The sequence below is a fragment of the Vibrio sp. 10N.239.312.C11 genome (genome assembly GCF_041466065.1).
Lineage (GTDB): Bacteria > Pseudomonadota > Gammaproteobacteria > Enterobacterales > Vibrionaceae > Vibrio > Vibrio tasmaniensis_A.
Window position 1 is genome coordinate 1 of sequence record NZ_JBFSRZ010000047.1, and the last position, 24818, is coordinate 24818.

Consider the following 24818-nt stretch of genomic DNA (forward strand, 5'->3'; position numbering starts at 1 on the left):
TATCTAAGCCAATAAAAATTATGCTATCTTTATTCATGCTAGCCTCCAAATTTAGATGTTTGACGCACTAATTATGGCTCTGGCTTTAAGCTAACCCACGATATTGGAGGCTAGCACCTTTCGTGGGGGTCATTATGTCTATGCGTACTTTTTTGATTAAGGGAGTTTGAGTTTGAAAGGTATTTGTTTGTGTGGCGAGGTGTCGTTTGAGCTATCTGGTGCCTTACCTCCGATTTATCAATGTCATTGTTCGCTTTGTCGCAAAGTATCTGGGTCGTCATCGAATTCAGCTTTAATTGTTAAAGCGGATAATTTCAAATGGCTTTCGAGTACAAATTCTATTGGTCGCTATGTTTCAAGTTCAGGCTTTAAATCGGAATTTTGTCAGTGTTGTGGAAGCCCTGTACCGAACCTTAGCTCAAGCAAAGATAAATATTGGGTGCCAGCAGGATTGATGTCCGAAGATTTAGAAACAACAATCAAGGCTCATGTCTATGTTAATTCGCGAGCAAACTGGGATGAGGCATTTATCTGCGATGACGTCGAAGAATTTGCCACAATGCCTTCAGAATCTGAATGGTTGAAACTATCGGATAAACCGTACGCATAACAATGCATCAACACGATTTGCTACACTCGGCGTTGTCAGTTTGCCTTTAGTTTCAGTGATTAAGGCGTTAAAATTCAGCTAGGTCTGTATCGTAGCAAACGTGTTATGCAGGCGTTAGAACTTACACGGAGATATCATGCTAGGAAAGCATCAAAAACCTTATGAGGAGTTTTATCACTCCACTCATGAAAATGAACATCTTGATACCAAAACGGAGTTACTAGTTGGTTTATCGGCTGCAATGGCAATGAATTGCTTACCTTGTACGCGATACTATCTAGCGCAGTCAAAGAAAGCAGGTATTACAAAAGGTGAAATTTCTGATGTAACAGCAAAAGTAATGGCGGTTGCAGCAGGGCAGAAAAAACTTCAAATGCAGGAGGTCTTAAGTAAGTACAAAATAGACCTCGATACATATGAATAACGTTCTAACAAGGCGCTAAACCCGACATTCAACGCTTGGCATTTTCGCTTCGCAAAAGTATATGCCAAGGTTTCGTGCGGGTTAGCGTGGCGTTAGCTTAAAGGGACGTGAAGCTATGGATATTATTTCAATAATCATTGTCGTTTTATGCGCAACATTTGTGTTTCCTGCCTTGTTTGGTTTGTTCGAATTGAAAACTTCAAAGCTCAAAGCAATCATCAAGGTTGAGGATAATCAAATAACGATCCGCAAGCTGGCTGTGGAACGATTCCTTAGCTTAAAAGGCAGCACGATATGTACTACTAGCATTGTCCGTATTCAGTTTGTGAAAGACCCGATTGGAGGGACGTGCGTAACTCTGTTTAATGAATCCGATGGAGCTTTGGACTTTTGGGTTCCAGAGCACTTAATTAAAGGTGTTAAAAGTGAACTTGTGAGTGTTTGCCCGTATGCACAATTCGTTGAAATTTAAGCTAACAAATAAGGATTAAGGTGTTGCGTAGCCAACACTAAATCCCGAGTGTGGAACAAGCCCGAAGCCACTTTATTAAGTAAATTGTACGATTGCATTTGAAGGGCACATCGCTTTGAGGCTTTTCTCAATGCGAGCGAGGTCAAGGTAAGGTTGCGATAACAATCTTATCAACCAGTTAGCTGTTTTTCGTTTCTTTCGTCGTCACATCTCCTCTGTTTTCGTCAATGCCATTCTCCTTATTATCAAATGCCTTTCGACGAACCACACGAGAATAGGCATCAATAGTTGCAGGTGGTTTACCTTGCAGTTTAAGGTTAGTAAGGTGTTGTTCATAAGGAGAGTTATAGCGTTACAAGAGTATGGATGGTAGCTGTTTTACTCTGCCGCGTAGCGGCTTCGTTCAACAAACGAGTATGGCTCAGACGGGCAAGGATATTTTCGATTACATTGAATCAATATATTTTCTTCATATCTCGATAAAAATTTTCGTGCGAGCCGAGAGCTATTAGTTCGAGAGTTACAGTACCATCTTCATAGCTATAACCGAGCAATGTTAATTGCTTAACCATCTTAAATTTATGCACTCTCAAGAAAAACAGGTCACCTTTCTTCTGCTCACCAAGATGCGGATCTTCCATAAGGGCTCGAATAGCATTATCTAGATCCGTTTTTTGGTTCTTGTGTAATTTCTTGACCGCCTTCTTAAAAGTAGGTGTCTGTAGAATGTTGGTAATCTTAGTCAAAAGAGTAAGCCTCTAATTTACCTGCTTCCTTCTCAGCTTTTGCTATGACTGCTTGCTTTACGAACTCATAAGGTAGATCGGGGTTGTCTTCCATCATTTTCCCGATTTTAGCCCAGTGCTCAATTTGTTTTGGTGTAGTGCGGTTTAGTGCTTTAGCCATTATCGCAGCCTTATCAAAAAGATCTTGGTCAATACGTACACTTGCAGTAGCCATAATATGTCTCCTAATTTAGTTTGTATTATATTGTAGTAAATCGCCACAGGTGTTGCAAGTTGCGCCATGGCAAGCATTTAAGCAGACTGTTACGCTTGTAATTTTCTACTTGGATTAGTTTCAGTGATTTCGGTCGTAGGTTTGAGTGTTTAGGTAGTGTTGTCAGCGACTCAATTAGGCATTATGTGCTTCAGGCAAATTATCTTATGGAGGCAATAGTGAAAGATCCTGATATCGAGTTTTCAAAATGGAAGCTCGAGAGGAAAAAAGGAAGTCTCAGATTTACTGCTCGTACATCATTTCCAGCAATCTTAGGCGTGATGGTAGGTCAAAGTATTGAGCCGTTGTTTATGTCAGAAACAGCTTGGGGGTGGATACAAACTACCGATGTATTAATGAGTGGTTTCTGGAGCTCGATTGGTGCTATCCCCTTAAGTTATGCAATATGGTTTTGGCGTGAGAAGAAGTATAAGCATCATGTCGCTAATCTTCAGAAACGCACATAATAAATCGTTTAAGGCTGATTCTTATATGTACCTCTGGCCAAATTTTATACCTGTATTTCTTAGCATCAAGTGAAATCGAAATTACCAGAACAAGGGTATTGGAAGCCGGCTACTAGTTACAGCTATAGAACACTCAAATGAAAGAATAGATTTCGTGTTAACAGCGCTCTGTTTACTATTGGGTAATCGCGTCGTTCACGTCCTTTAAACGCCGTAATGTTCTACCCTAAGACGTAACACTTTGTGGAGGTCTGTATGAATATCAAAGAGTCTGATTGGAAAATCTTTTGCGAGATAAAGAGTGAAGCTGCGCAACTGTTTTGTACTCGTCAGCTAGATGAAGCCATCAAAGCGATTACTGATGAATCAGAATCTGTAGGGGAAAGGTTTCACTTTATGTGCGAGTACTCCAAAGAATCTCAAAAGCAATGAAGCTTATTTTTGATGGCCATTCTCGAAGCCGAGCATTTATCCAACTCATGCAAATGTGCGAGGAAGGTTTGGTTGTACCAAAACAGTTCGAACGCCTTTCAGAGGAACTCAAAAAAGACATTACGAACGCTCTAGAAAGAAGAGCCTAAGGAAAGTCGGGCAATCAGGCCGCTTGACCCTGTAAATGTACGATAACCTTCCAAGGTAAACTGCTACAACCATCCTAATATTACTCCTCTTTATTCGCTAATTCGGTATCCGAATCCATAATTTTTGGCCAGGGAGGCTGAGTGTTATGTTTTGAAAAGTGAGTGTGTGGAGGCTAGCGAAAAAGCGGTCTAGTCTTTGTGTTAGAAAAACTACTTTATAAGTCCACCTTTCGTCCACCCTTAATCCACCCAGAAAATATAGGGACAAAATAGGGGAGGGAAAGTTGATTATTTTCAGTGTGTTGCGCGAGATTTACGACGTTTTTGAGGGCTTAGAAACGGTGAAACCCCGATGTTGGTAGCATCGGGGTTTCGAATTTCTAGATTTCTCGACTGGTAAGATCGATTATCTTTTCTATGCAGAAGGCTGGATTAATCCAATCTTATTCCTTGGTAGGGAATTAGATACGGATGAAGTCCATGTGCTCAACTTTAGGCTTGAACGCGTGACGTTGAACGTCTTGCGGCTTAACCTTAACTTCTGCGCCGTCAATCACTAGAGTGATTGTTTCGTAGAATTCAGGCTTATCCATTTGGTTGATCACGTCAGCGTGAACAAGTTCGATAGCTACAGCTGCTGCTTCGCCACCGTAGATTACAGCTGGGAATTTACCAGCGTGACGTAGGCGGCGGCTCGCACCTTTACCTAGTTCAGTACGTACTACTGCTTCAAATTTCATAGTTTTACTCTCAAATTAGTAAAAATTAACTTCACACCTCAATGCGACCTTGAGTATGTGGTAAAGCTTAGGCATAAACGAGTTCATGCTTAAGCGAGCGCGGATACTAACATCACATTCAAATCTGAGCAAGTCAGAAGCCCATCTCAAAGTGAATTTCCTTCGATAAATGATTCGTTTGGAGATAAAACGTTCACTAGCGCTTATTTACCCCATTTTATCGTCTTTTACATTGCCTATCTTATCTATTTATAGCGTTGCTAAATCATCAAGTTAATGAACGGAAAATGAATGTTTGCCTAAGACTTGGTTAAGGCTTGGTTGGTTAATCTTAGTGGTAATTAAACAGCAGAATGAATAGGTGAAAATATGGAACCGGTAAGCATTGTCGTAATTACGCTAAACGAAGAGAAACGCATCAGCCGCTTAATGGAAGAGTTGAGTGTGCAAACCCATCAAGAATTTGAGGTGATTGTTGTCGACTCGAACAGTGAAGATAACACCAGAGAAGTGGCGCAAGCTTATGAAAACGCGTTGCCAAAATTAACTGTTCATCATATGGAGAATCGCGGTGTGAGCCTTGGCAGAAACACAGGCGCTTCATTAGCGCAGTACAACCGAATCCTTTTCTTAGATGCCGACGTGAGTTTGTCTCGAAACTTCCTTGCGAAAGCGCTTTATGAATTAGAGGAGAAGAAGCTTGAAGTGGCGGGTGTGTACATGAGCTCGAAAGGTCTGCCGCTTGTACACAAGTTTGGTTACGGGCTATTTAACGCAGGCTTATTTACTACCCAGTTCTTTTTCCCGACGGCGATTGGCGCCTGTATTTTCTCGACTAAACGAGCGCATGATGAAATCGGCGGTTTCGATGAAGAGATCGTACTGTGTGAAGACTGTGACTATGTAAAACGTGCGAGCAAAACATGGCGATTTAGATTCCTGAATATGACCTTTGGTTTTGACCCACGTCGTTTAAACCAAGATGGTGTTGTAAAGACAGGATCTACTTACCTTAAAGCCAATGTAAGACGCTTTTTTAAAGGCGAAATGCGTAACAACGAGATGAACTACAAGTTCGGTCATTATAAAGAACAGTAAGCACTGAGGTTGTTATGTTTGATGGACTAGGGCTGTTTCTGGGGGCGTTGGGTGATGCTCTCATTGGCCCAAACCTATTTGTACCGGGAGAGCCCTTCTTTATCGCAGCGGGCTTTCAACTGTATTCAGGTGCATGGATGGCGTTGGTTTTGGTGATGCTAGGCGGTTTGCTTGGTGACCAACTCAGTTATTTTATTGGCTATAAATACGGTGCGAAAGCGCAGCGAAGGCTCATTAAGTTTCGTCCTAAAACCAAACGATTAATTGCGCGCTGCCGTTACCTAATTGCTCGCAAAGGCACATACATCATTCTTTTTGCTCGCTTATTAGGGCCTATCGCTTGGGTTGTGCCATTTATAGCTGGCTCGCATCGTGTACCGTGGCGTAATTTTAGTGTGTTGGCGTTGTTCGGCTTGGCTCTTGGTGGTGGACAGTTCATTGCTTGGGGCATGTTACTGGCGCATGGCGTTGAAAACTTCCCGTGGCTTAATAGCCTTAAGATATTTATCTCTGAGCATAATAGTTTGATCGCCGGTGTGTTCACGGTATTGGTTTTCACCATTATTGGTTATCGAATGAAGTGGCGACGCTTGGTGCTTAAATCCAGTGCGCTGTTGTTGGCGTGGGTATTGTTTGCAAACTACACTCACTTTTTCTGGAAGGCCGATGATTTTCAGAATCAACCAGAGACGGCTCAAATTGACAAAGTCGACTGGAATTCGGTTACCTATAAAGCGTTCCCTGGCAAATCTTCGTTCTACTCTGCACAAGCGATCAACGTAATTTATGTTGGAGCAACCCCAAGAGATTTAATGAAACAATTGGGCTGGATAGAGAATCAAACTTTTTCTCGAAATGAGATTGAATGGGCTGGCTATCTCGCATTGCTTAGAGACAAAACTCCGCCAGTGTCCGATTTGTATTGGCGAGACAAGCCACAAGATATGGCGTTTCAGTTGCCGGGTAATTTGATGAAGCGCAGCCACATTCGCTGGTGGCGCGCTGGTGTTGATGTTCAAACTAACCAGCCTCAGTGGTTAGGTGCAATTAGCTATGACGATGGCCTTAAAGTCACCCCTTACTCAGGCATTGTGACCATACTGCATAACATTGACCCTAATGTTGATGAAGAGCGAGATAGGCTTGCTAATCAGATACGAACGTCATTACCAGATATTGAGCTAGACAAGTACCCATTAGCAACGGTGGAAGTAATGAATGAAGATCATGACTATTATACCGACGGTAAGATCTTGATGATCGGAGTCGCAACTCATAACGATAATTTGAAAACTCTAGATGTCGCTGTGAATGAGATATAGAGCGATATATAGGAGCGACTAACTTGCGCCTTGTTTGGACCTCCTTCAAACAAGGCTTTGTGATTTCTACTGGACTATATCTAAAGAAACTTACCTGCTCTCATGTAACTCCTCAACTATAAATTGTTCAACTTTGACTATGCTGATTAAGGGCGAACAAGCAGCGAAAACTGAGGATAACGTTATGCAAATGAATCCGATTGGTTGGTTTGAAATATATGTTGATGACATGTCGAGAGCAAAAATTTTTTATGAATCAGTATTTAAAGTGACGCTGGACAAGTTAGACAATGAAACCGGAATCGAAGTTGAGATGTGGGTATTTCCTTGCGATATGGGGAACTATGGAGCCACTGGAGCTATATGTAAGATGTCTGGTGTAAAAGCGGGAGGCAACAGCACCATGGTTTACTTCTCTTGTGAGGATTGTGCCACAGAAGCAAGTTTGGCAGCGGCCAACGGTGGCGCGCTACAAGTACCCAAAATGGACATTGGTGAGCATGGTTTTATCAGTGTAGTGAGTGACACGGAAGGCAATATGATTGGGCTTCACTCGATGAGCTAATCATATTGAAGTGAGAAAAGCTTTGTTAAGCCAGAATAAAGTTAAGCCCTAGCGTTGCGCTAGGGCTTATCGTGTTTACATGGTTTACTTAGCGCGTTTAGCTTACTTAACCTTTGCTTAGTTTTAGCACCAGAGAGGCTTTCAATCCGCCCATAGAGCTCTTGCTGAGCGTTAGGCTGCCTCGGTAGCTGTGCGCCATTTCATTCACGATGTTAAGCCCCAAGCCTGTTCCTGGTGTGGTTTCATCAAGTCGAACACCTCGTTTGGTCACTTGCTCAAGCTTCTCTTCAGGAATGCCTTGGCCATCATCTTCAATCACCAATTCAATGTTGCCATCATCGAGTTCATTCGAATGGACTCGGATAATGCTGCTCGCCCATTTGTAACTGTTCTCGAGTAGGTTGCCGACCATTTCATCAAGGTCGGTTTTTTCTACCGCCACTTCAATCTCAGAGTCTAGCTCGTTAATCATGGTGACTTCGTTGGCGGAGTAGACTTTATCAAACGCCATTGAGATAGCTTCAACACGCTCACAAGGTGAAGACTTCACCGAAAGAATGTTCATTGCACCGGCCATGCGTGCTCGGCCAAGGTGATAATCGATTTGGCTTTGAATCTGATTAATGGGTTGTTGCAGCAGTGCCTTGTCATCCTCTGGAAGTCGCTCTATCTCATTTTTCAGAACCGACAGCGGAGTTTTCAACGCATGAGATAAGTTACCCGCGTGGTTACGCGCTCGCTCCAATAACTCTTGATAGTGGAACAGTAGGGCATTGAGGTCAGAAACCAATGGAGAAACCTCTTTCGGGTAGTTGTCGCTTAATCCTTGTTGCTCGCCGTTTCTTAACATCACCAGTTCACGTTGCATCTTACTGAGTGGCAATAGTGACCAGCTGACTTGAATACCAATCAACATCAGCACGCCCACAAACAGCAACATCAGAATCAACCAGACTTGACCTGTAAGTTCGGTCAGTGTGGATTCTAATGGGTCTTCATCAATACCTATGGTGATCGTGACAGGATCGTTCAGTTCGGGCAGATAGATATCCTGCTCGATGTAAATCAGCTTTTCTTTCTCAGGCCCTTTGATTGAAGTATGAATCGGCGAACGCTTGATTGTGAGGTCTTTGTCCCATAGCGAGCGAGATCGAATAATCTGGTCTTGAGTAGCGGCTCGCCAATAAATACCACTGTAGGGTTGGTTAAACCTAGGGTCAGACAGACGCTCTGCCATGATGAGGTTACCACTGTCGTTGGTTTCTATGTTGGCGGTTAACTCGTCCATGGTTAGGCTGAGCTGTTGCTTGACGTCATCGACCAAGTAATCGTTAACCAACATAGGTATTCCGACGCCTGCCGCTAATATCATCGCACCTAGCCAAAAAGCCGCGGCGAGGAGCAAGCGGCTTTTTAGACTGACGTTTTTAAGTGTTCGTTTTTTTAGATTCATACGTTACCAGCCTGTCTTTGCTCATCTTGCTATGAGAACAACAACGATCAGCACAGGCTGTCCACTAATTGGAGATTGCTCTTAGCTTAATTAAATACAGCGTTATTCAGCATTCAGTTGGTAGCCAAGGCCACGAACGGTTTTGATGATTTTAGGTGCGATTTTCTTACGAATACGACCAATGAACACTTCAACCGTGTTTGAATCGCGGTCAAAATCTTGCTTGTAGATGTGTTCAACCAACTCAGTGCGCGAGATAACTTTGTTTTGGTTATGCATGAAATAAGCGACCACTTTATATTCAAGCGCTGTGAGGCTAACCGCTTGGCCTTGCCACAACACTTTAGAGCTGCGTGTGTCTAGGCTTAGATCACCAATTTGAAGTATAGGAGCAGCACTGCCTGACGCTCGGCGCAGTTGAGCACGAATGCGGGCTATCAGCTCGACCATTTCGAATGGTTTAGTTAGGTAGTCATCAGCACCTGCATTCAAGCCTTCTACACGTTGCGTAAGCGTGTCACGCGCACTTAAGATAATCACTGGCGTGTTAATGTTTTCGTCTCGAATGCCTTTTAATACGGTTAGGCCATCCAGCTTAGGTAGACCTAAATCGAGAACGATGGCATCCCACTCTTCCGATGTTGCACGGTAGAGTGCGTCGATACCGTCTTGAGAAAGCTCTGGAACCCAGTCGGCTCCCTCAAGGGTCTCTAGAATTTGTTGGCCCAAGCGAGGTTCGTCTTCAACGACTAAAATTTTCATGTATCACTCTTTTATTGTTATTTATTATTCGTGGGAGTTTTTGATCGCTTCTTTAAAGTTGCGACCTTTAATCATCAGCATTTCTAACGTTTCAGCGTTGTATTCCACTTTAATGATATTGTTTTGGAAATTTATTTTTAGCTCATACACCCAAATATCATCGTCTTCTTCTAGTTCTACTTTAATGATTCGGCCATGAAGATCATTTTCAACCGCAGCATACATTTCTGAGAAAGGGCGAATGTAGCCCTCTTGCACCGCTTCATAGACTTCGTCTTGATCTTCTTCAAATTCGATACGGGTTCCCGCTTTATGAACATCTTGTACAAGATCATGACCGTTATGGTGATCATCTTGTGCAAAGCTTGATGTCGAGCCTATAGCTACAGCGATACAGATGAGTATAGCGCTTGGTTTTTGCATGCAGTGGCCTTAGTAAAAGAAGCAAGTAACGACAGTTTAATACAATAAAAATGAATGGAGTATGAATGTGAATACGAGAGACGCTTTATCATTTTAGCAATGTAAAGTGTTGTATCAACGTGCAATTAACCAACCTGATATTCATGTTGATTCATTTGCTCAATAGTAATGCGTTGACGTTATTACATTCCCTTACAAATTACAAATAATTAACATGGTAAACTCGCAAGTATATGGACTTATGGGGCTCTTTTGCCGCGCGATATTTGATTTAATAAGGATTTTAGAGTGCCATTTACAGTGCTAGTTATGTTGTTTTTTTCAGTGCTGATAACGTTCACTAGCCATGCTAACGAATTAGATTTCAAGCAAATCAGTGATTTCGAATATGGCATGGTAGTGAGTGATTCTTCGGTTGATGCTATCCTATATAAGGAAGAAGGGTGGAGCTCAATTGTTACTTGTATTCCTGAACCTAATCAGTCGTGTTGGCTTAAACTTGCACTACCTTCAGACAACCAATCATATGAACATCTAGTTTGGAAATCTCTTTCATCCCGGACAGGAGAGCTGTTTTTTGTTGATCAAGACGGAAAAGTTGTTGGCAATTTTTTGTTTGAGTATTATCGCTCGCTACGGCTGAACAAAAATTTTGAATACAGTTCTGTTTTAGTGAAATTTCCTAGAGGTAAGACTGTAAATGCCAGTGCGTTATTTTCGAAAGAGCATCAATTAAAGCAATCACTTGTTATGAAAGATGGGGTGATTCTAGCCCTATTTCTATTGTCGAGCGCAATATCGTTAGTTTATGTTTATTTTGCTTGGCCGATAAAGCGATCTAAAACACTATTTATGACGTGCTATATAGTGCTGTTTTCTATGTTTTATATTTACAAGTTTGGGTTTTTATGGGATGGGTATGATGATAAAGGAACCTACGTTATAAATTTTTTTAGAAGCGACTACTGGTTCGTTTCTTATTCTTTATCTTTAGTTTGTGTATATTTAATGCTTGTTTTTTCAAGTTGCGATAGAATAAATACAAAGCACTTACTGATTTGTTCTTCATTTGTGTTTCTACAGTTCTTTTCAGTTTATATAAACTTTGATGTCATTGTTGGGTTTTTAATTAGCACTATCCTTGCAGCCGTTGTTATAGCATTTTGTTTGATATCAAAAGAAGTTAATAATAAAGTTCAAATAATAATTAGCTATCTTTCGTGTTTTATTATGTCTGTGGTGGTTCTTGAATCATCAATGACTATTTCATTCATACCTGAGTATTATTATTTAATACAGGCGCTATTCTACTTGTCTCATGCTTCTTTTGTATTAGCATGTGTTTATGATCTTGGAGAATTAAGAGTTATTAATTTGGGCGATTATAAGAAATTGTTGTCTAATTCTGATAAAGATTTCATGACAGGATTGTATAATCGAAAATCTATAGAATATAAAAAGGTCATTGATTGTTCTCGTTGTTATTATTACATTGATGCAAATCAGTTGAAGTTTCTCAATGATAGTCAAGGTCACCATGTAGGTGATCGAATGATAATAAATTTAGCTATGCGCTTCAAAAAAATAGCCGCACAAGGCATAGGGAAGGCGTATAGAGTCGGTGGCGATGAATTTGTATTAATTTGCCAAACGTCGGTTTCCAAGGAGTTGCTTGAATATTTGTTGGAACAGAACCTCACCCAAGAAACAGAAAACGCTCTAAGCTTTAGTTTTGGCCGTTATCGAAGTGGTCCTAATGAATCTGTCGAAGATTGTATTTACAAAGCTGAATACTGTTGCCGTAAAGCAAAGTCCAACAATGAATCTTACCAAGACTGGCAGCAACAAGACGGGGTCATGCTCTATAGCTTACCGAACCTTAGAGTAGAAGCAGTTGAATTACTTAACTCGGATAGGTTGCTTTGCTTTGCTCAAAAAATTCATTCTTTAAAGGGTGTTGCTTCGAGCTATGAGTTACTGTGTCGTTTAAAAATGGAGGACGAAGAGGGACGTGAAAAAATCGTTTCTGCTGGTGAATTGCTCGATGTTGTAGCCTCTCATGGGCTTGAGAAGGAGCTTGATTCTCGTATGCTTACTTACGCAATTAGCTTACTTGAGCACTATTCAACTATTCAATTGTCATTAAACTTCTCAGTTAAAACCATTTTCGATATGAGTGTTATCGATCGTTTATGTCATCTACCCCCTTATATCCGTTCCCGTTTATGTGTTGAAGTGACTGAGCTTGTTTTTTATCGTGCAGATGAGAAGTTTCGAAAAATAGTAGAGCGACTACAACACCACCAGAGCATAGTTGCCTTAGATGATTTTGGTTCAGGTTATTCATCGTATTCAATTTTGTCTGAAGGTTGTTTTGATACGATCAAGCTTGATGGTTCGCTCGTTGAAAATATTAACGGTTCTGATTTTAAGAAAAAAATGGTGCACTCATTAGTTGAGTTGGCAGAAATGAGCCAAACTAAAGTGGTTGCGGAACGTGTTGAAACAATTGAAGAATTAAGAATGTTAGAAGCGTTAGGCATTGACTTCATTCAAGGCTTTTATATTCATAAGCCAACTTTAGCCATTGAGATTTTTGATAATATGGCTAAAGAGGCGCGGGAATCAGAAAAAGCTGAGCGCAATCTAATTTGTGGTTTAACAAGTTAACTCATGTATGGTCATTAGAATGTTAATAAAAGGAGTATAAATACTCTTTTTATTAATTCTGTTGATTATTGGGAGCCTATTGCTTGAGTTCATCTTCGAATATCTTGTCTCTCATTTTCCAAAAGCGCCCAACTTTACGTGCAATCACGAATTGAGGTGGGCGGAATCTATGTTGGTGAGCGACCACCTTCGTCGGTGAAGCTTCCTCAAACGGTCTGTGTCTGTCGGCAAGGTGAGGGCGAACAAACTGATCCTTAAAGTTCTGCTTCTGTTTCTTAGTGGTTAATGACCAAAACTCATGCACTTGTGCTTGGTTTTCTCCACGGTAGGTGACCTTAAGCTGCGATTTGCCTTTTTCGTCCTTGAGAACGTTAAGGTCCATTTCTAAACACTCAAACACCAACGCATCTTTGAGGTTTAACGCTTCCTTAAGCTTTTTATCTGGGTCGACCAAGGTGGCATCACACTCATGACAAATGCGCGCGGCAATGTCGTTGTCAGCGCCGCATTCACCACAATACTTAGCACGAAAACGATAGTTACAGTGCTCGCGTTCGCCCGTGTCTTCATCGGTAAAGTAGCCTTGGCATTTACGGCCAAAGTGTTCGAGTAAGAAGCCGTTGCTGTCTAGCTTGCCCCAGAAGTTATTATTGAAGCCGCAAGCAGGGCAGGGAATAGTGATGATTTCACTGTCTGAGTCAGGCTTTGGGTCTCCGACCTCTGGTTGGTAAAGGTCGTAACTGTTGCCCGCATAGTCGAGCACTAAACACTCTTTTTTACCCGGAGATAGGCGTAAGCCACGGCCAACGATTTGTTGGTACAAGCTAATAGATTCTGTTGGGCGCAAAATCGCGATTAAATCCACATGGGGCGCATCAAAACCTGTGGTTAATACTGACACGTTAACCAAGAACTTGATTTTACGTTCCTTGAAATCATTGATGATTTGGTCACGTTCGAGTGTCGGTGTGTCGCCGATTACAATTGAAGCTTCACCTTCGGGCAGTAAACCAAGGATCTCTTGTGCGTGTCGAACGGTGGCTGCAAATACCATGATGCCGAGTTTGTCTTTGGCCAGCTCAATAATTTGGTCGACAATTTGCGGGGTAGCACGCTTCGATTGCTCAATCACCATATCGAGTTCTGATTCTTTGTAGCGGCCTGTACTTGCAGGTTTTAGCTGTGAAAAGTCATAACTCAATACTGGCGCATCGATCATGCGTGCTGGTGTTAGAAAGCCTTCGTCCAACAAATAACGAATCGGCAGTTCGAAAATACAGTCTCTGAAAAATCTCGGCTCTTCAGAACGCACTTGGCCACGTGTGTGATATTGGTAAAGCCACCCCATACCAAGACGATAAGGCGTCGCGGTCAATCCAAGCACCTTTATACCTGAATTATTTTCACGTAAGTGAGTGATCACTTTTTGATAGCTGCTGGTCTTTTCATCTGGTACGCGGTGGCATTCGTCGATAACCAATAATGAGAACTGATTGGAGAATGAGTCAAGGTTTCGAACTACAGATTGAACCGATGCGAACACCACTTGTTGGTCTGTCTCTTTACGCCCTAAACCGGCAGAGAAAATTGAACCTTTTAGCCCATAACCTTCATACTTTTCATGGTTTTGCTCAACGAGCTCTTTTACGTGCGCAAGCACTAGAACACGACCTTTAGCGAGCCTTGCTAGCTCTGCAATCACCAGGCTTTTTCCTGCGCCTGTAGGCAATACAAGAACAGCCGGTGTTTGGTGTTTTCTGAAGTAATGAATCACTGATTTTACTGAGTCAGCTTGGTACGGGCGGAGTGTATACATATCGTGTCTTGTAAAATGAAAAACAAATAGTGTGAAATAGCTCAACTAATTGAGCAAAGGTGACTATAATACCCGACTTAGATTAGTTGAGGTATTCATGCGTTTAGATAAATTTCTGTGCGATGCGTTAGGCGTCACTCGAAGAGAAGCAACACACTTATTAAAATCAAAAGCAGTGACAGTAAATGATGTCATTCAAAAAAGCGGCTCACTTAAGGTAACTGAAGAGTGCGTTGTGGAATGGCAAGGCAATGAACTGAATGTTCACGGCCCGCGTTACATCATGCTTTACAAGCCAGAAGGCTTTGTTTGTTCGCATGAAGATGGTTCAAATCGCACTGCGTTTGAATTACTCGATGAAATCAAAATGGACAAGCTGCACTTTGCAGGTCGTTTAGATGTTGATACAACGGGTCTTGTCTTAATGACAGACGACGGTAAGTGGTCTCACCGCATCACATCGCCAAAGCACAAGTGCGAGAAGATGTACCGAGTGTGGTTGGTTGAACCTGTTGAAGACGATTACGTTGAAAAGTTCAAAGAGGGCATCCAGCTTAAGAGCGAAGACGGCCTAACACTTCCAGCACACCTTGAAGTACGTGCAGAGCGTGAAGTGTTGCTAACGATTCACGAAGGAAAATACCACCAAGTAAAACGCATGTTTGCAGCACTTGGTAACAAGGTCGAAGCACTGCACCGTGAACGTATTGGTGAAATCGAGATGGACGAGTCTTTAGAGTTGGGTGAATACCGTTACCTAACACAAGAAGAAGTAGACTCTATCTGGAAGTAATCTTTTCTACCGTAGATGTGGCCGACCAAGGATAGCGTCGGCTGATTATTTTGACTGGTACTAGGACAGTTTCAGCCATTATTACTATATGTTCATGTATGTGTGCGCATATTCGTGTATCACTGTGCGTATTCGTGTATTGCTATGTGTATATTCGTATATTGCTGCGTGCATGCTCGTGTTCACATAGAACTTAGTACTTAGTCGGAGAGTTATGCAAACGTCTACCTCACAGACCCCAAGCTCACAACCACAAACGCCTCAGTTAGGTTGGATGCTATTTTTGGTTTTGGGCGCTATTGGTGCTTTGACACCACTCGCCATCGATATGTACCTACCTGCAATGCCAACGATCGCCAAAGATCTTGGTGTGACAGCAGGGGAAGTGCAAATCACACTTACCGCGTACACCGCAGGTTTCGCTTTAGGTCAGTTGTTACATGGTCCGTTAGCCGACAGTTATGGTCGCAAGCCAGTTCTACTGATTGGTGTGCTCTTCTTTGCGATAGCGTCTGTCGTGAGTGCAACCACTCATGGCATTGAAGCGTTAACGTTAGTTCGTACCGCTCAAGGTTTTGCAGGTGCGGCGGCGGCGGTCATTATCCAAGCGGTTGTGCGTGATATGTTCGACCGTGAAGATTTCGCAAGAACCATGTCGTTCGTTACCTTAGTGATGACGGTTGCGCCACTTATCGCGCCGATGATTGGCGGCTATTTGGCATTGTGGTTCGGCTGGCGTTCAATCTTTTGGGTGTTAGCTATTTTTGCAGTGATTGTGATTCTCGCGGTGATAATCAAAATCCCTGAAACTCTGCCTGTTGAAAATCGTCAACCATTACGCTTTAAAACCACGATTCGTAATTACGCTCGTTTATGTAAAAACTCGACCGCTATGGGCCTAATTTTCTCGGGTGCGTTCTCGTTCTCTGGGATGTTTGCATTCTTAACCGCAGGCTCTTTTGTCTACATTGATGTCTATGGAGTACGTCCTGACCTGTTTGGTTACCTGTTTGGTCTGAACATCGTTGCGATGATTCTGATGACGACAATTAATGGTCGAATTGTTAAGAAGGTTGGCTCTCATACCATGCTGAGAGCCGCGCTGGTCATTCAATTATTAGCTGGCGTCGGTTTACTGGTTGGTTGGTTATTGGATCTCGGGCTTTGGGGTATTGTGCCGTTTGTGATGCTATTTATTGGCACCATTTCTACTATCGGCAGTAACTCTATGGGTCTATTGCTCAGTGGTTATCCAAACATGGCCGGTACGGCTTCATCGCTTGCGGGAACATTAAGATTTGGTACTGGTTCTGTCGTTGGAGCTATCGTTGCGATGCTGCCAAGTGACAGTGCTGGGTCTATGGCTATGGTAATGGCTGCGTGTGCAGTAATGTCAGCGTTACTATATTGGACATTAGGAAAGAAGGCATAATGTCAAAATACTATATTGAAATTCAGAAGTTAGTGAATGATGCATTAGGCGAGCTTTACGCTCTGCACAAAGCAGGCAAAGCGATTGATGCGCCTATTGCGAACAACCTTTATTTAGTTCGTTGGGTAACGAAGGCGATTAAGGCTCAGTCTTATGATCGTGTGATTGTGCCTGACTTGGTTCGCTGGCAGAAACAGGGCCGTTCAAAGGGCAATAACTCTGATTTAACTTTTACCTTTAAACGTATTTCTGCGTTTTACGGACGTTTTTTCCCTGAAGGCGAAGAGCCTAAAGCGCTAAAAGACAGTGATGTTGAAGCGTTCATGGACAAAATGTACGAGATGGGTTGGAGTGTATCAAGTGAAGACGAGCTAACGACTGGCGGCAAAATTCAGTTCTTCACTGATGGTGAGCACTCTTTTGCACTTTGTGGCAAACAGTGTGACGACTCGTTCGACGGTGAGCTAATGGTAAAACCAATGAACTGGTTTGTTCGTGGTAACCACGCTGAGTTTATTCAAGCAGCGATGGAAGCAGGTTTCATGCTTCACAAAGTCACTGACTACAAGTCAGCGGTGAAGTATCACGGTGAATACATCGTGTATCCAGCTAACCAAGGCAACCAACTGGCTGAGATCCCAATTAGCGTTATTGGCTAATCTAGTGACAGTTAAAAATATAAAGACCGCCTAAATGGCGGTCTTTTTCTAGCAAGAAGGTGTGGATGCAGTCTCATCTATAGCTCTTAATTTCTTCGTATCTCGTTGCCGGATCTCGAATCTGCTTTAATCCTTCATCTGCTCTTTAGCTTGCTTCTCAATCGCCTTCACCATGCCTTTAAAGATAAATAGGTGAGCTGGCATCATCGCGAACCAATACAGTAAGCCTAAAAAGCCTTTTGGATGCCACCAAGCTGAAATGTTCAGTTCACGAGAATCACCGTGGTCAGAGACGGTAATTTCGAGTCTCCCCAAACCGGGACCTTTCATACCGAAAAGCAGAGATAGAAACTGATTCTCTTCACAGCGAATAACCTTCCAAGAGTCAATCTTGTCACCGACTTTTAGGTTAGGACCTTCTGGCATTTGTCGAACAGGTACACCACCGCCAAAGATAAGATCTAACCATTCGCGTGTGCGCCATAAAGCGTTAGCGAAGAAGTAACCTTGTTTCGGGCTTCCTATTTGCTGAGCAACGTGCCAGAGGGAATCTAAGGATGCGCTTGAGGTGATACTTGCCCCTGTTTTCTTCGGGTAATAGCCATACCCAGCTTGCCAGCGCTTGAAGGCGGTTTTGTCAAAGCCCCAAACATTACTTTTTACGAAGTTGCCTTCAGAATGAATCGCTTGCTCAACCATACTTTCGAATGAGATAAGTTTCTGAGGGTACTTTTCTCTAATGATGGTCGAACTGGCAATAAAGTCATGCTTTAAGCCCGCGAGAAGCGCTCTGCCTATGTTGGACGGAACAGAAGTCACCACGCCCAACCAATAAGACGCCATTGAAGGTGTGAGAAGTGATGTCGCCCACAGCCTGAGTGGACGATCGGCTGTTTTGGCAATGTGTGCAAATTGGTTTCGATAAGAGACAATATCTGGCCCGCCAACCTCGAAAGTTTGGCTTTCGCTAGGCGTGTCTTGTGCGAGTTTTAGTAGATAGTGGTTCAGGTTCTGCAAGGCAATAGGGTTGGCTTTAGAGTCGACCCATTTTGGCGCAATCATAATAGGCAAGTTGTACACGAAGTCTCGCATGATCTCGAACGCCGCAGAGCCGGGGCCAATGATCACGCCTGCTTGAAGTTCGGTCACCGGTACTGGTCCTTTACGAAGCAGTTGTCCGGTTTGTTTTCTCGCTTGAAGATGCTCTGAATCACCCGTTTGCGGTTGAAGCGAACTCAGGTAGATGACGTGTTGGTTTTTTGGCCCAAGAGCCGAAACAAAGTTACGAGCCAACTTGAGTTCGTAATCAATGAAATCATGGCCTTCAGCCATTCCATGTACAAGAAAGAAAATAAGGTCAAAGTCAGGGACGAGCGCTTGTGTCGCAGCTTGATCTGCGAGATCAAGGTATTCAAGTGACAAGTTGTCGTGAGGCTCTGTTCGTGCTTTTAAATAGTCGATATGCCTTGCTGCAGCTGTGACTAGATAGCCTTGCTCAAGCAGGAGAGGGAGGAGCTGCGAACCAACATATCCAGAAGCGCCTAAAACCAGTACTTTCTTCATTGTTACTCCATTTATCTCTGTGGTTAAAAACCGAACATTGATATAATAGCGTGATATTTATCTTTATTCATCAATACGTTCCGTTTAGGTATTTCTATGTTGCTCTCTTCAATTATTCATCACACTCGAGGTGATTTTGTTCGTAGGCTTATTGCGATTGCTTTGCCTATTACTTTGCAGAGCATTATGTTTTCAAGCCGAGGCTTAGTGGATGTGTTGATGTTAGGCCAATTGGGTGAAGCGGATATTGCGGCGGTGGGTGTGGCGAGTCGAGCCATGTTTGTCACGACCATTATGCTGGTGGGTGTCACCACGGGTGGTGCGTTATTGACTGCGCAATATTGGGGAGCAGGTAACAAGCAAGGCGTCAGAGAAAGTACGGCGTTGACTTGGCTGGTTTCAACACTGTTTGCGTTACTAACTATTGTTTTCTTCGTTTCATTTCCCGCACAAATCATGGGCGTGACGACTGACTCCCAAGAAGTGATCAACCTTGGTGTTGAATACATTGTTATCACCTCGTTTAGCATGCTAGCTGTATCGTGCGTTAGCAGTATGGCTGTAGGTTTGAGAGCGATGCACAAACCCGGGCTAAGCACCTTCTTCAGCGGTATCGGTATCCTGTCTAACGTGTTCTTAAACTGGGTGCTGATCTTCGGTAACTTAGGCTTTCCTGCGCTTGGAATCAAAGGTGCGGCGATTGCGACGGTATTGAGCGGTGCCATTGAAGTGGCGACCTTATATGGTTATCTTTATTGTTCAAAGCATCTCTTGGCTTTCAAGTTATGCGATATAAAAGCAGCAGCTTCGATTGAAAAAGTGGTTCGCTTCTTAAAGTTATCGCTGCCGACGACGTTTAACTTTTTGGCGTGGGCGGGTGGCTTATTTGCTTACCACGCGATCATGGGGCAATCGGGCGTTCAAGGACTGGCAGCACTGTCAGTGATGACGCCTGTTGAATCTATCTCATTGAGTTTACTGATTGGCCTTTCGAATGCGGCAGCGGTTCTGGTGGGTAATCAACTTGGCGCAAAGAATAATGAAGCGGTTTATTACCAAGCGTTAGGCTTAACGATTTTGTGTTTCTTGACCAGTATCGTGGTCGCGATTTTTCTTTACTTCGTACAAACGCCAATACTGAATGCTTTTAGTGCACTGACGGAAGAAACCAGAGCCCTCTCAGAAAAGTTCATTCTAATTTTAAGCGTGGGTATTGTTATCCGATCGGTACCGCTGACTGTCATTGTTGGTGTGTTGAGAGCGGGCGGTGATGTGAAGTTCTGCCTTTATCAAGACCTGATTGCCCAATGGGTGATCGGTATTCCGCTCGCCGCGATTGCTGCTATCTATCTGAAGTTTCCACCTGAGTGGATATATCTACTTTTCCTCACTGAAGAAGTACTTAAGTGGGGTGGGTCGCTCTATCGCATGAAAACAAAAAAATGGATTAAAAACTTGATAGGAAATTGAAGTAGAGCGCATCAACCCCATCACTTTATCGTTGGTGTGTGATCTATCTTTCAAAATACTTCCTCCTAACAGGGAATTAGTGTAGATTCTCATTCCAAATTCTAACTAATGTGAGCTGTTTAATGTTAAAGCTGTCAGACCTGTGTAAAGGCTATGTCGATGGGGGGGAGTTTCACCCTGTTTTGCAAGGTGCTGAATTAACATTAAACCAAGGTGATCAGCTGGCATTAATGGGAGAAAGTGGCTCTGGTAAGAGTACTTTGCTGAATCTTATCGCGGGTTTAGACCTCGCCGATTCAGGTGAAATCGCTTTCCCTCACTTCGATATGCACGACTCGACCGAGCGTGACCGCACCGCTTATCGTAGAAACAACATCGGTCATATCTTCCAGCAATTCAACTTGCTACCAACGCTTAACATTGCCGACAACATCCGTTTTTGCCGCCAGTTAAAAGGTTTACCTGAAGATAAGGGGCTCTGGAGACAGATTCTTTCTGCTTTAGACCTGATGCCTTTGCTTGGTCGTTACCCTGAAGAAGCGTCTGGTGGTCAACAACAACGCGCAGCGATTGCTCGTGCTCTGTACATGGAACCTAAAATTCTGTTAGCCGATGAACCGACGGGAAGTTTAGATGAGCGTAATGCAGAAGCGGTAATGCGTTTGCTGACCTCTTTGGCCCGCCAATTAGAATGTACATTATTGCTGGTGACACACAGTGAGAAAGTTGCATTGCATATGGATGGCAGAATTCGCCTACAAGGAGGGCAACTGCATGTTATGGCCCGTAGTTAAAGCGCTACTTGGTCACTATCGACGTTACCCACTTCAGATTATCTTGGTATGGCTTGGTTTAACCCTAGGCGTATCACTTTTGGTTGGTGTTACCGCTATCAACCAACACGCCAAGCAAAGTTATACGCATGGCGAAAAACTCTTTTCGAATCCTCTTCCTTACCGTATTCGACCAAAACATAACGCGAATAAAATCCCGCAAGGTTTTTACATTCAGCTTCGTCGTGAAGGCTTTCAGCAGTGTTCTCCTTTTGACCACCATAGTATCACTGATGAAAATGGTGCAAACTTTATGCTTATTGGCATAGACCCTGTTTCTATGCTTCAGCTTCAGCCTGGTGCTGCCCTAAAAGAACTCACCACGTTAGATCTCATGAAACCACCATATCCGATCCTAGTGAGTGATGATCTTGCTGAACATATGGAATGGAAGGATGGGGACTACATTCCACTGATGGATGGTTCAGAGCTAGGTCCAGTGGTAGTGGACCAAAATAACCTGATTAATGGTACAAGGTTGATTGCGGATATCTCTTTGCTCCGAATGCTTAAACGCAGTGCAGGGCTTTCCGTGATTGCGTGTTCAGACATGTCTCCTGAGAAGTTTGAACGTCTTAAAAACATGTTGCCCAATGGTTTGACAATCTCTCGCAGCTCTAAAGCTGAGCTTGAGTCATTGACTAGCGCTTTCCACTTAAATCTAAAAGCGATGGGCATGCTGTCGTTTGTCGTTGGCTTGTTTATTTTCTATCAAGCGATGTCGCTGTCTTTCATTCAGCGCCAACCACTCGTCGGAATCTTGAGACAAACAGGTGTGTCTGGTTGGCAACTGACTAAAGCGCTTTGCTTAGAGTTATTGTTATTGGTTCTACTGAGCTGGATCTGCGGTAATGTATTCGGTGTCATGTTGGCAAACCAACTGTTACCTGCCGTTTCTTCGAGTTTAGGTGATCTTTACGATGCGAATGTGGGCTTAACCCTTAGCTGGAGTTGGCGTTGGAGTGGTTATAGCTTATTAATGGCGTTGCTTGGTGCATTCCTAGCGTGTGCATGGCCATTGGTTCGTTTGCTGAGGTCGCAACCGATTCGTTTGTCATCTCGTTTATCTTTGATGCGTTTTGCTGGTACCGAGTTTACTTGGCAAGCATTGATTGGTTGTGGTTTCTTGGTTGCAGCTGTCGCTGTGTATCAAGCCCCACAAACGCAAGAATCTGGTTTTGCGATTATTGCCCTGATGCTCGTCAGTGTGGCTTTGTTTACGCCTTTCTTGATGTGGAAGCTGTTCAACAGTTTGTCTTATTCACTGCGTTGGGTTCGTGCTCGCTGGTTCTTTGCGGATGCCGCTTCAAGCATGAGTTATCGTGGTGTGGCGACAATGGCGTTTATGCTAGCGTTAACAGCGAATATTGGTGTAGAAACCATGGTGGGTAGCTTTAGGGATACCACCGATAAATGGCTAACACAGCGTTTGGCTGCAGACCTGTACATCTACCCAACCAACAACGCCGCTGCTCGTATGAGTAATTGGCTGTCAGAACAGCCTGAAGTCGATTCAGTTTGGTGGCGTTGGGAGAAAGATGTCGCTTCCCCTGTCGGAAGTACCCAGGTGGTCAGTACTGGTCCTTCTGAAGGCGAATTAGAAGCGCTGACGATCAAGTTAGGTATTCCGAATTACTGGTACCACCTGCATCATTCGAAAGGTGTGTTGATCAGTGAATCGATGTCTCTCAAGTTAGGGATTCGCCCAGGCGACTATATAGACCTTTATGACAGTCTTGGCTCTGGTTGGCAGGTTGTTGGTGTTTATTACGATTATGGCAACCCTTACCATCAAGTCATGATGTCACATCGAAACTGGCTATCTGGGTTTGCTGGACGCGGAAATGTCGGTCTAGGCGTAATACTTAAAGATGATGTCAATTCCGTAGGACTTCGAAGTCGATTGGAAAGCGTATTCAGGCTTGGATCTGAGCGTATTTTTGATAATAACAATATTCACAGTCAGGCGATGAGAGTGTTTGATAGAACATTCGCGATAGCTGATACATTGGGTAACATCACTTTGGTCATCGCGGTCTTCGGCATCTTTTTCGCGACGGTTGCGGGTGAAGTGTCTCGACAAAGGCATATTTCATTGCAACGTTGCTTAGGGGTCTCGGCAAAAGAGCTGATTTTTACAGGCAGCTTGCAGTTGTTTGTGTTCGGACTTATTTCTTCCTTGATTGCTATCCCGCTCGGATTGGCGTTAGCCAGCTTGATCGTCGATATTGTCATTAAGCAGTCTTTTGGGTGGTCACTCGAATTACAAGTGATTCCTTGGGACTATTTGCAGACATTTGCGTGGGCCATGGCAGCATTAATGTTAGCTGGTGCATTGCCAGTGATGAGAATGATTCGGAACACACCGATGAAATCACTGAGGGATGCGCTTTAATATGCTTCAACGAAATGGCTCAAAAAAACTCAGACACCGATTTGTTTCTGCTCTATTACTGATTGGTTTCTTTGGCACTATTTTAGGTGTCTGGGCTTACTATTCCTATTTTGTCGATGTTGGCGATAAGGGCGAGAATGAGGTTAATTCAGTACTTGTAAGTGAGCACTTCAATGTGTTTGAACCTGTATTGCCAGACCGAGGCGTTTCGTTGCCTCGTGATTTCCAGTTCCACCCAGAATTCCAGCATGAGTGGTGGCATTATTTTGCGTCTCTAAAAGGGGATGATGGGAAAAAGTACTCGGTACAGTGGAGCTTCTTTCGTATAGCAACTGACGAGAGAGAAACCTGGGGGTGGCAAAGCCCGCAGGTTTATATTTCAAATGTGGTAATTTCGTCTGAATCTAAGGTTTGGAAAGAGCAGCGTTTGGCGCGTGGCGGCATTGGACAGGCGGGTATGACCAGTCATCCATTTAGAATTTGGATTGATAACTGGAACTGGCGTGCTCTGGGTAACACACCGTTTCCAGGTCGCCTTCAAGTACAAACCGATACGTTTGGCCTTGAACTCGACACTATTGCGAAAGGGCCATACGTGCTCAACGGCGATAACGGCTATCAGAAAAAGCACGACTTATTGCCTGTCGCGTCTTATAACTTCAGCGCTCCGTTTTTATCTTTGAGTGGGGTTTTGAATCTCGACGGTGTAACGAAAGAAGTCGAAGGTACTGCGTGGGTGCATAAAGAGTGGGGCAGTGGTTTACTCGGAGTCGGTCAGCAAGGCTGGGATTGGTTCGTGTTTAATCTCGATGACGGTACTGCACTGAGCATTAACCGATATCGCCATAATCAACAATTGCCTTATGTTTTTGGAACATTGGCAACTCGCTCTGGCAAAGTGTATCAGCTAACGGACTCCGACATTTCTATCAAGCCATTACAGAATACGACGCTAATGAATGGTAGAAGAATGCCGCTCCAATGGATTATTAACGTGCCACAACACGATATCAATCTCACTACGCGTATCAAACGTAGGGATATGTGGCTGTCTTTTGTCATACCCTATTGGGAAGGGCCAATTATGGCGAGCGGAAGCCATGAAGCAACAGGCTTTATGCAGTTAACTGGCTACTAAAAAACACCTAAGGCTATCATTTGATAGCCTTTTTTTATGTTTGATATTCCGACAACCCTCGAATTATTTGTGCATACAGCCTTGGTGAACTCATCTATACTTAATTCATGGTGCATAACAACATTATGGAATA

Annotated in this window: 23 protein-coding genes and 2 pseudogenes; 16 read left to right on the plus strand and 9 right to left on the minus strand. The window is 43.4% G+C overall.

What is annotated here, in order from left to right:
* Positions 1 to 172: 172 nt before the first annotated feature.
* The 3 genes from AB6D07_RS17490 (at position 173) to AB6D07_RS17500 (ending at position 1506) form a co-directional block, all read left to right on the plus strand.
* Positions 173 to 610, plus strand: a complete 438-nt coding sequence (locus AB6D07_RS17490) for a GFA family protein (protein ID WP_032500860.1) — start codon at positions 173 to 175, stop codon at positions 608 to 610.
* Positions 611 to 746: 136 nt separating this feature from the next.
* Complete coding sequence (locus AB6D07_RS17495) at positions 747 to 1034, plus strand: carboxymuconolactone decarboxylase family protein (RefSeq protein ID WP_012604262.1); 288 nt, start codon at positions 747 to 749, stop codon at positions 1032 to 1034.
* A 115-nt stretch (positions 1035 to 1149) separates the two neighbouring features.
* A complete protein-coding gene (locus tag AB6D07_RS17500) occupies positions 1150 to 1506 on the plus strand; it encodes a hypothetical protein (RefSeq protein ID WP_017101175.1) in 357 nt (118 codons plus the stop codon).
* 256 nt (positions 1507 to 1762) lie between these two features.
* Here the strand turns inward: AB6D07_RS17500 and AB6D07_RS17505 are convergent.
* From AB6D07_RS17505 to AB6D07_RS17515, 3 genes and pseudogenes are all read right to left on the minus strand, one after another.
* Positions 1763 to 1858 (minus strand): annotated as a pseudogene (locus AB6D07_RS17505) (integrase); the annotation flags it as partial.
* A gap of 103 nt (positions 1859 to 1961) precedes the next feature.
* The gene (locus AB6D07_RS17510) at positions 1962 to 2252 is read right to left on the minus strand and encodes a type II toxin-antitoxin system RelE/ParE family toxin (RefSeq protein WP_009847097.1); all 291 of its coding nucleotides are present in this window, start codon (positions 2250 to 2252) and stop codon (positions 1962 to 1964) included.
* A complete protein-coding gene (locus tag AB6D07_RS17515) occupies positions 2245 to 2466 on the minus strand; it encodes a TA system antitoxin ParD family protein (RefSeq protein WP_009847096.1) in 222 nt (73 codons plus the stop codon). Before AB6D07_RS17515 ends, AB6D07_RS17510 begins: the two co-directional genes overlap by 8 nt.
* Before the next feature lie 185 nt (positions 2467 to 2651).
* Here AB6D07_RS17515 and AB6D07_RS17520 point away from each other — a divergent pair, with 185 nt between their 5' ends.
* Complete coding sequence (locus AB6D07_RS17520; protein ID WP_017103805.1) at positions 2652 to 2972, plus strand: hypothetical protein; 321 nt, start codon at positions 2652 to 2654, stop codon at positions 2970 to 2972.
* 255 nt (positions 2973 to 3227) lie between these two features.
* A pseudogene (locus tag AB6D07_RS17525) lies at positions 3228 to 3553 on the plus strand (hypothetical protein).
* Positions 3554 to 4014: 461 nt separating this feature from the next.
* Here the strand turns inward: AB6D07_RS17525 and rplY are convergent.
* Positions 4015 to 4293, minus strand: coding sequence for a 50S ribosomal protein L25 (gene rplY, locus AB6D07_RS17530; protein WP_009847093.1), 279 nt, complete (start codon positions 4291 to 4293; stop codon positions 4015 to 4017).
* Positions 4294 to 4662: 369 nt separating this feature from the next.
* On the opposite strand from rplY, the gene AB6D07_RS17535 reads away from it, so the two are divergent.
* From AB6D07_RS17535 to AB6D07_RS17545, 3 genes are all read left to right on the plus strand, one after another.
* Complete coding sequence (locus AB6D07_RS17535) at positions 4663 to 5391, plus strand: glycosyltransferase (protein ID WP_017102651.1); 729 nt, start codon at positions 4663 to 4665, stop codon at positions 5389 to 5391.
* Positions 5392 to 5405: 14 nt separating this feature from the next.
* The gene (locus AB6D07_RS17540; RefSeq protein WP_017102652.1) at positions 5406 to 6713 is read left to right on the plus strand and encodes an LssY C-terminal domain-containing protein; all 1308 of its coding nucleotides are present in this window, start codon (positions 5406 to 5408) and stop codon (positions 6711 to 6713) included.
* Positions 6714 to 6897: 184 nt separating this feature from the next.
* On the plus strand, positions 6898 to 7278 hold the full coding sequence (locus tag AB6D07_RS17545) for a VOC family protein (protein ID WP_029222854.1): 381 nt from the start codon (positions 6898 to 6900) through the stop codon (positions 7276 to 7278).
* Positions 7279 to 7384: 106 nt separating this feature from the next.
* Here the strand turns inward: AB6D07_RS17545 and AB6D07_RS17550 are convergent, their stop codons facing one another.
* The 3 genes from AB6D07_RS17550 to AB6D07_RS17560 form a co-directional block, all read right to left on the minus strand.
* Positions 7385 to 8731: an ATP-binding protein gene (locus tag AB6D07_RS17550; protein WP_017102653.1), complete on the minus strand. Its 1347-nt coding sequence runs from the start codon at positions 8729 to 8731 to the stop codon at positions 7385 to 7387.
* Between the two features lie 102 nt (positions 8732 to 8833).
* Complete coding sequence (locus AB6D07_RS17555; protein WP_004734666.1) at positions 8834 to 9493, minus strand: response regulator transcription factor; 660 nt, start codon at positions 9491 to 9493, stop codon at positions 8834 to 8836.
* A gap of 24 nt (positions 9494 to 9517) precedes the next feature.
* A complete protein-coding gene (locus AB6D07_RS17560; RefSeq protein WP_009847088.1) occupies positions 9518 to 9916 on the minus strand; it encodes a PepSY domain-containing protein in 399 nt (132 codons plus the stop codon).
* 288 nt (positions 9917 to 10204) lie between these two features.
* On the opposite strand from AB6D07_RS17560, the gene AB6D07_RS17565 reads away from it, so the two are divergent.
* Complete coding sequence (locus AB6D07_RS17565; RefSeq protein WP_372091784.1) at positions 10205 to 12586, plus strand: GGDEF domain-containing protein; 2382 nt, start codon at positions 10205 to 10207, stop codon at positions 12584 to 12586.
* A gap of 76 nt (positions 12587 to 12662) precedes the next feature.
* Here AB6D07_RS17565 and AB6D07_RS17570 read toward each other — a convergent pair whose 3' ends face one another.
* The gene (locus tag AB6D07_RS17570) at positions 12663 to 14402 is read right to left on the minus strand and encodes a DEAD/DEAH box helicase (RefSeq protein WP_017096710.1); all 1740 of its coding nucleotides are present in this window, start codon (positions 14400 to 14402) and stop codon (positions 12663 to 12665) included.
* Positions 14403 to 14499: 97 nt separating this feature from the next.
* Here AB6D07_RS17570 and rsuA point away from each other — a divergent pair, with 97 nt between their 5' ends.
* From rsuA to AB6D07_RS17585, 3 genes are all read left to right on the plus strand, one after another.
* A complete protein-coding gene (rsuA, locus tag AB6D07_RS17575; RefSeq protein WP_009847085.1) occupies positions 14500 to 15195 on the plus strand; it encodes a 16S rRNA pseudouridine(516) synthase RsuA in 696 nt (231 codons plus the stop codon).
* Positions 15196 to 15409: 214 nt separating this feature from the next.
* Complete coding sequence (locus AB6D07_RS17580; RefSeq protein WP_017101184.1) at positions 15410 to 16627, plus strand: Bcr/CflA family multidrug efflux MFS transporter; 1218 nt, start codon at positions 15410 to 15412, stop codon at positions 16625 to 16627.
* Complete coding sequence (locus AB6D07_RS17585) at positions 16627 to 17286, plus strand: DUF2913 family protein (protein ID WP_009847083.1); 660 nt, start codon at positions 16627 to 16629, stop codon at positions 17284 to 17286. The genes AB6D07_RS17580 and AB6D07_RS17585 overlap by 1 nt, the downstream gene beginning before the upstream one ends.
* Before the next feature lie 126 nt (positions 17287 to 17412).
* On the opposite strand, the gene AB6D07_RS17590 is transcribed toward AB6D07_RS17585, so the two are convergent.
* Positions 17413 to 18849 carry a DUF2867 domain-containing protein gene (locus tag AB6D07_RS17590; protein ID WP_017102655.1) on the minus strand — a complete coding sequence of 479 codons (1437 nt, stop codon included), beginning with the start codon at positions 18847 to 18849 and terminating at the stop codon, positions 17413 to 17415.
* Positions 18850 to 18945: 96 nt separating this feature from the next.
* On the opposite strand from AB6D07_RS17590, the gene AB6D07_RS17595 reads away from it, so the two are divergent.
* The 4 genes from AB6D07_RS17595 (at position 18946) to AB6D07_RS17610 (ending at position 24685) form a co-directional block, all read left to right on the plus strand.
* Positions 18946 to 20319 (plus strand): MATE family efflux transporter, encoded by a 1374-nt coding sequence (locus AB6D07_RS17595; RefSeq protein ID WP_017102656.1) that lies wholly within the window; start codon positions 18946 to 18948, stop codon positions 20317 to 20319.
* Between the two features lie 122 nt (positions 20320 to 20441).
* Positions 20442 to 21113, plus strand: coding sequence for an ABC transporter ATP-binding protein (locus AB6D07_RS17600; RefSeq protein WP_009847080.1), 672 nt, complete (start codon positions 20442 to 20444; stop codon positions 21111 to 21113).
* A complete protein-coding gene (locus tag AB6D07_RS17605; RefSeq protein WP_009847079.1) occupies positions 21094 to 23547 on the plus strand; it encodes an ABC transporter permease in 2454 nt (817 codons plus the stop codon). Before AB6D07_RS17600 ends, AB6D07_RS17605 begins: the two co-directional genes overlap by 20 nt.
* On the plus strand, positions 23537 to 24685 hold the full coding sequence (locus AB6D07_RS17610; RefSeq protein WP_017102657.1) for a lipocalin-like domain-containing protein: 1149 nt from the start codon (positions 23537 to 23539) through the stop codon (positions 24683 to 24685). The genes AB6D07_RS17605 and AB6D07_RS17610 overlap by 11 nt, the downstream gene beginning before the upstream one ends.
* Positions 24686 to 24818 lie beyond the last annotated feature (133 nt).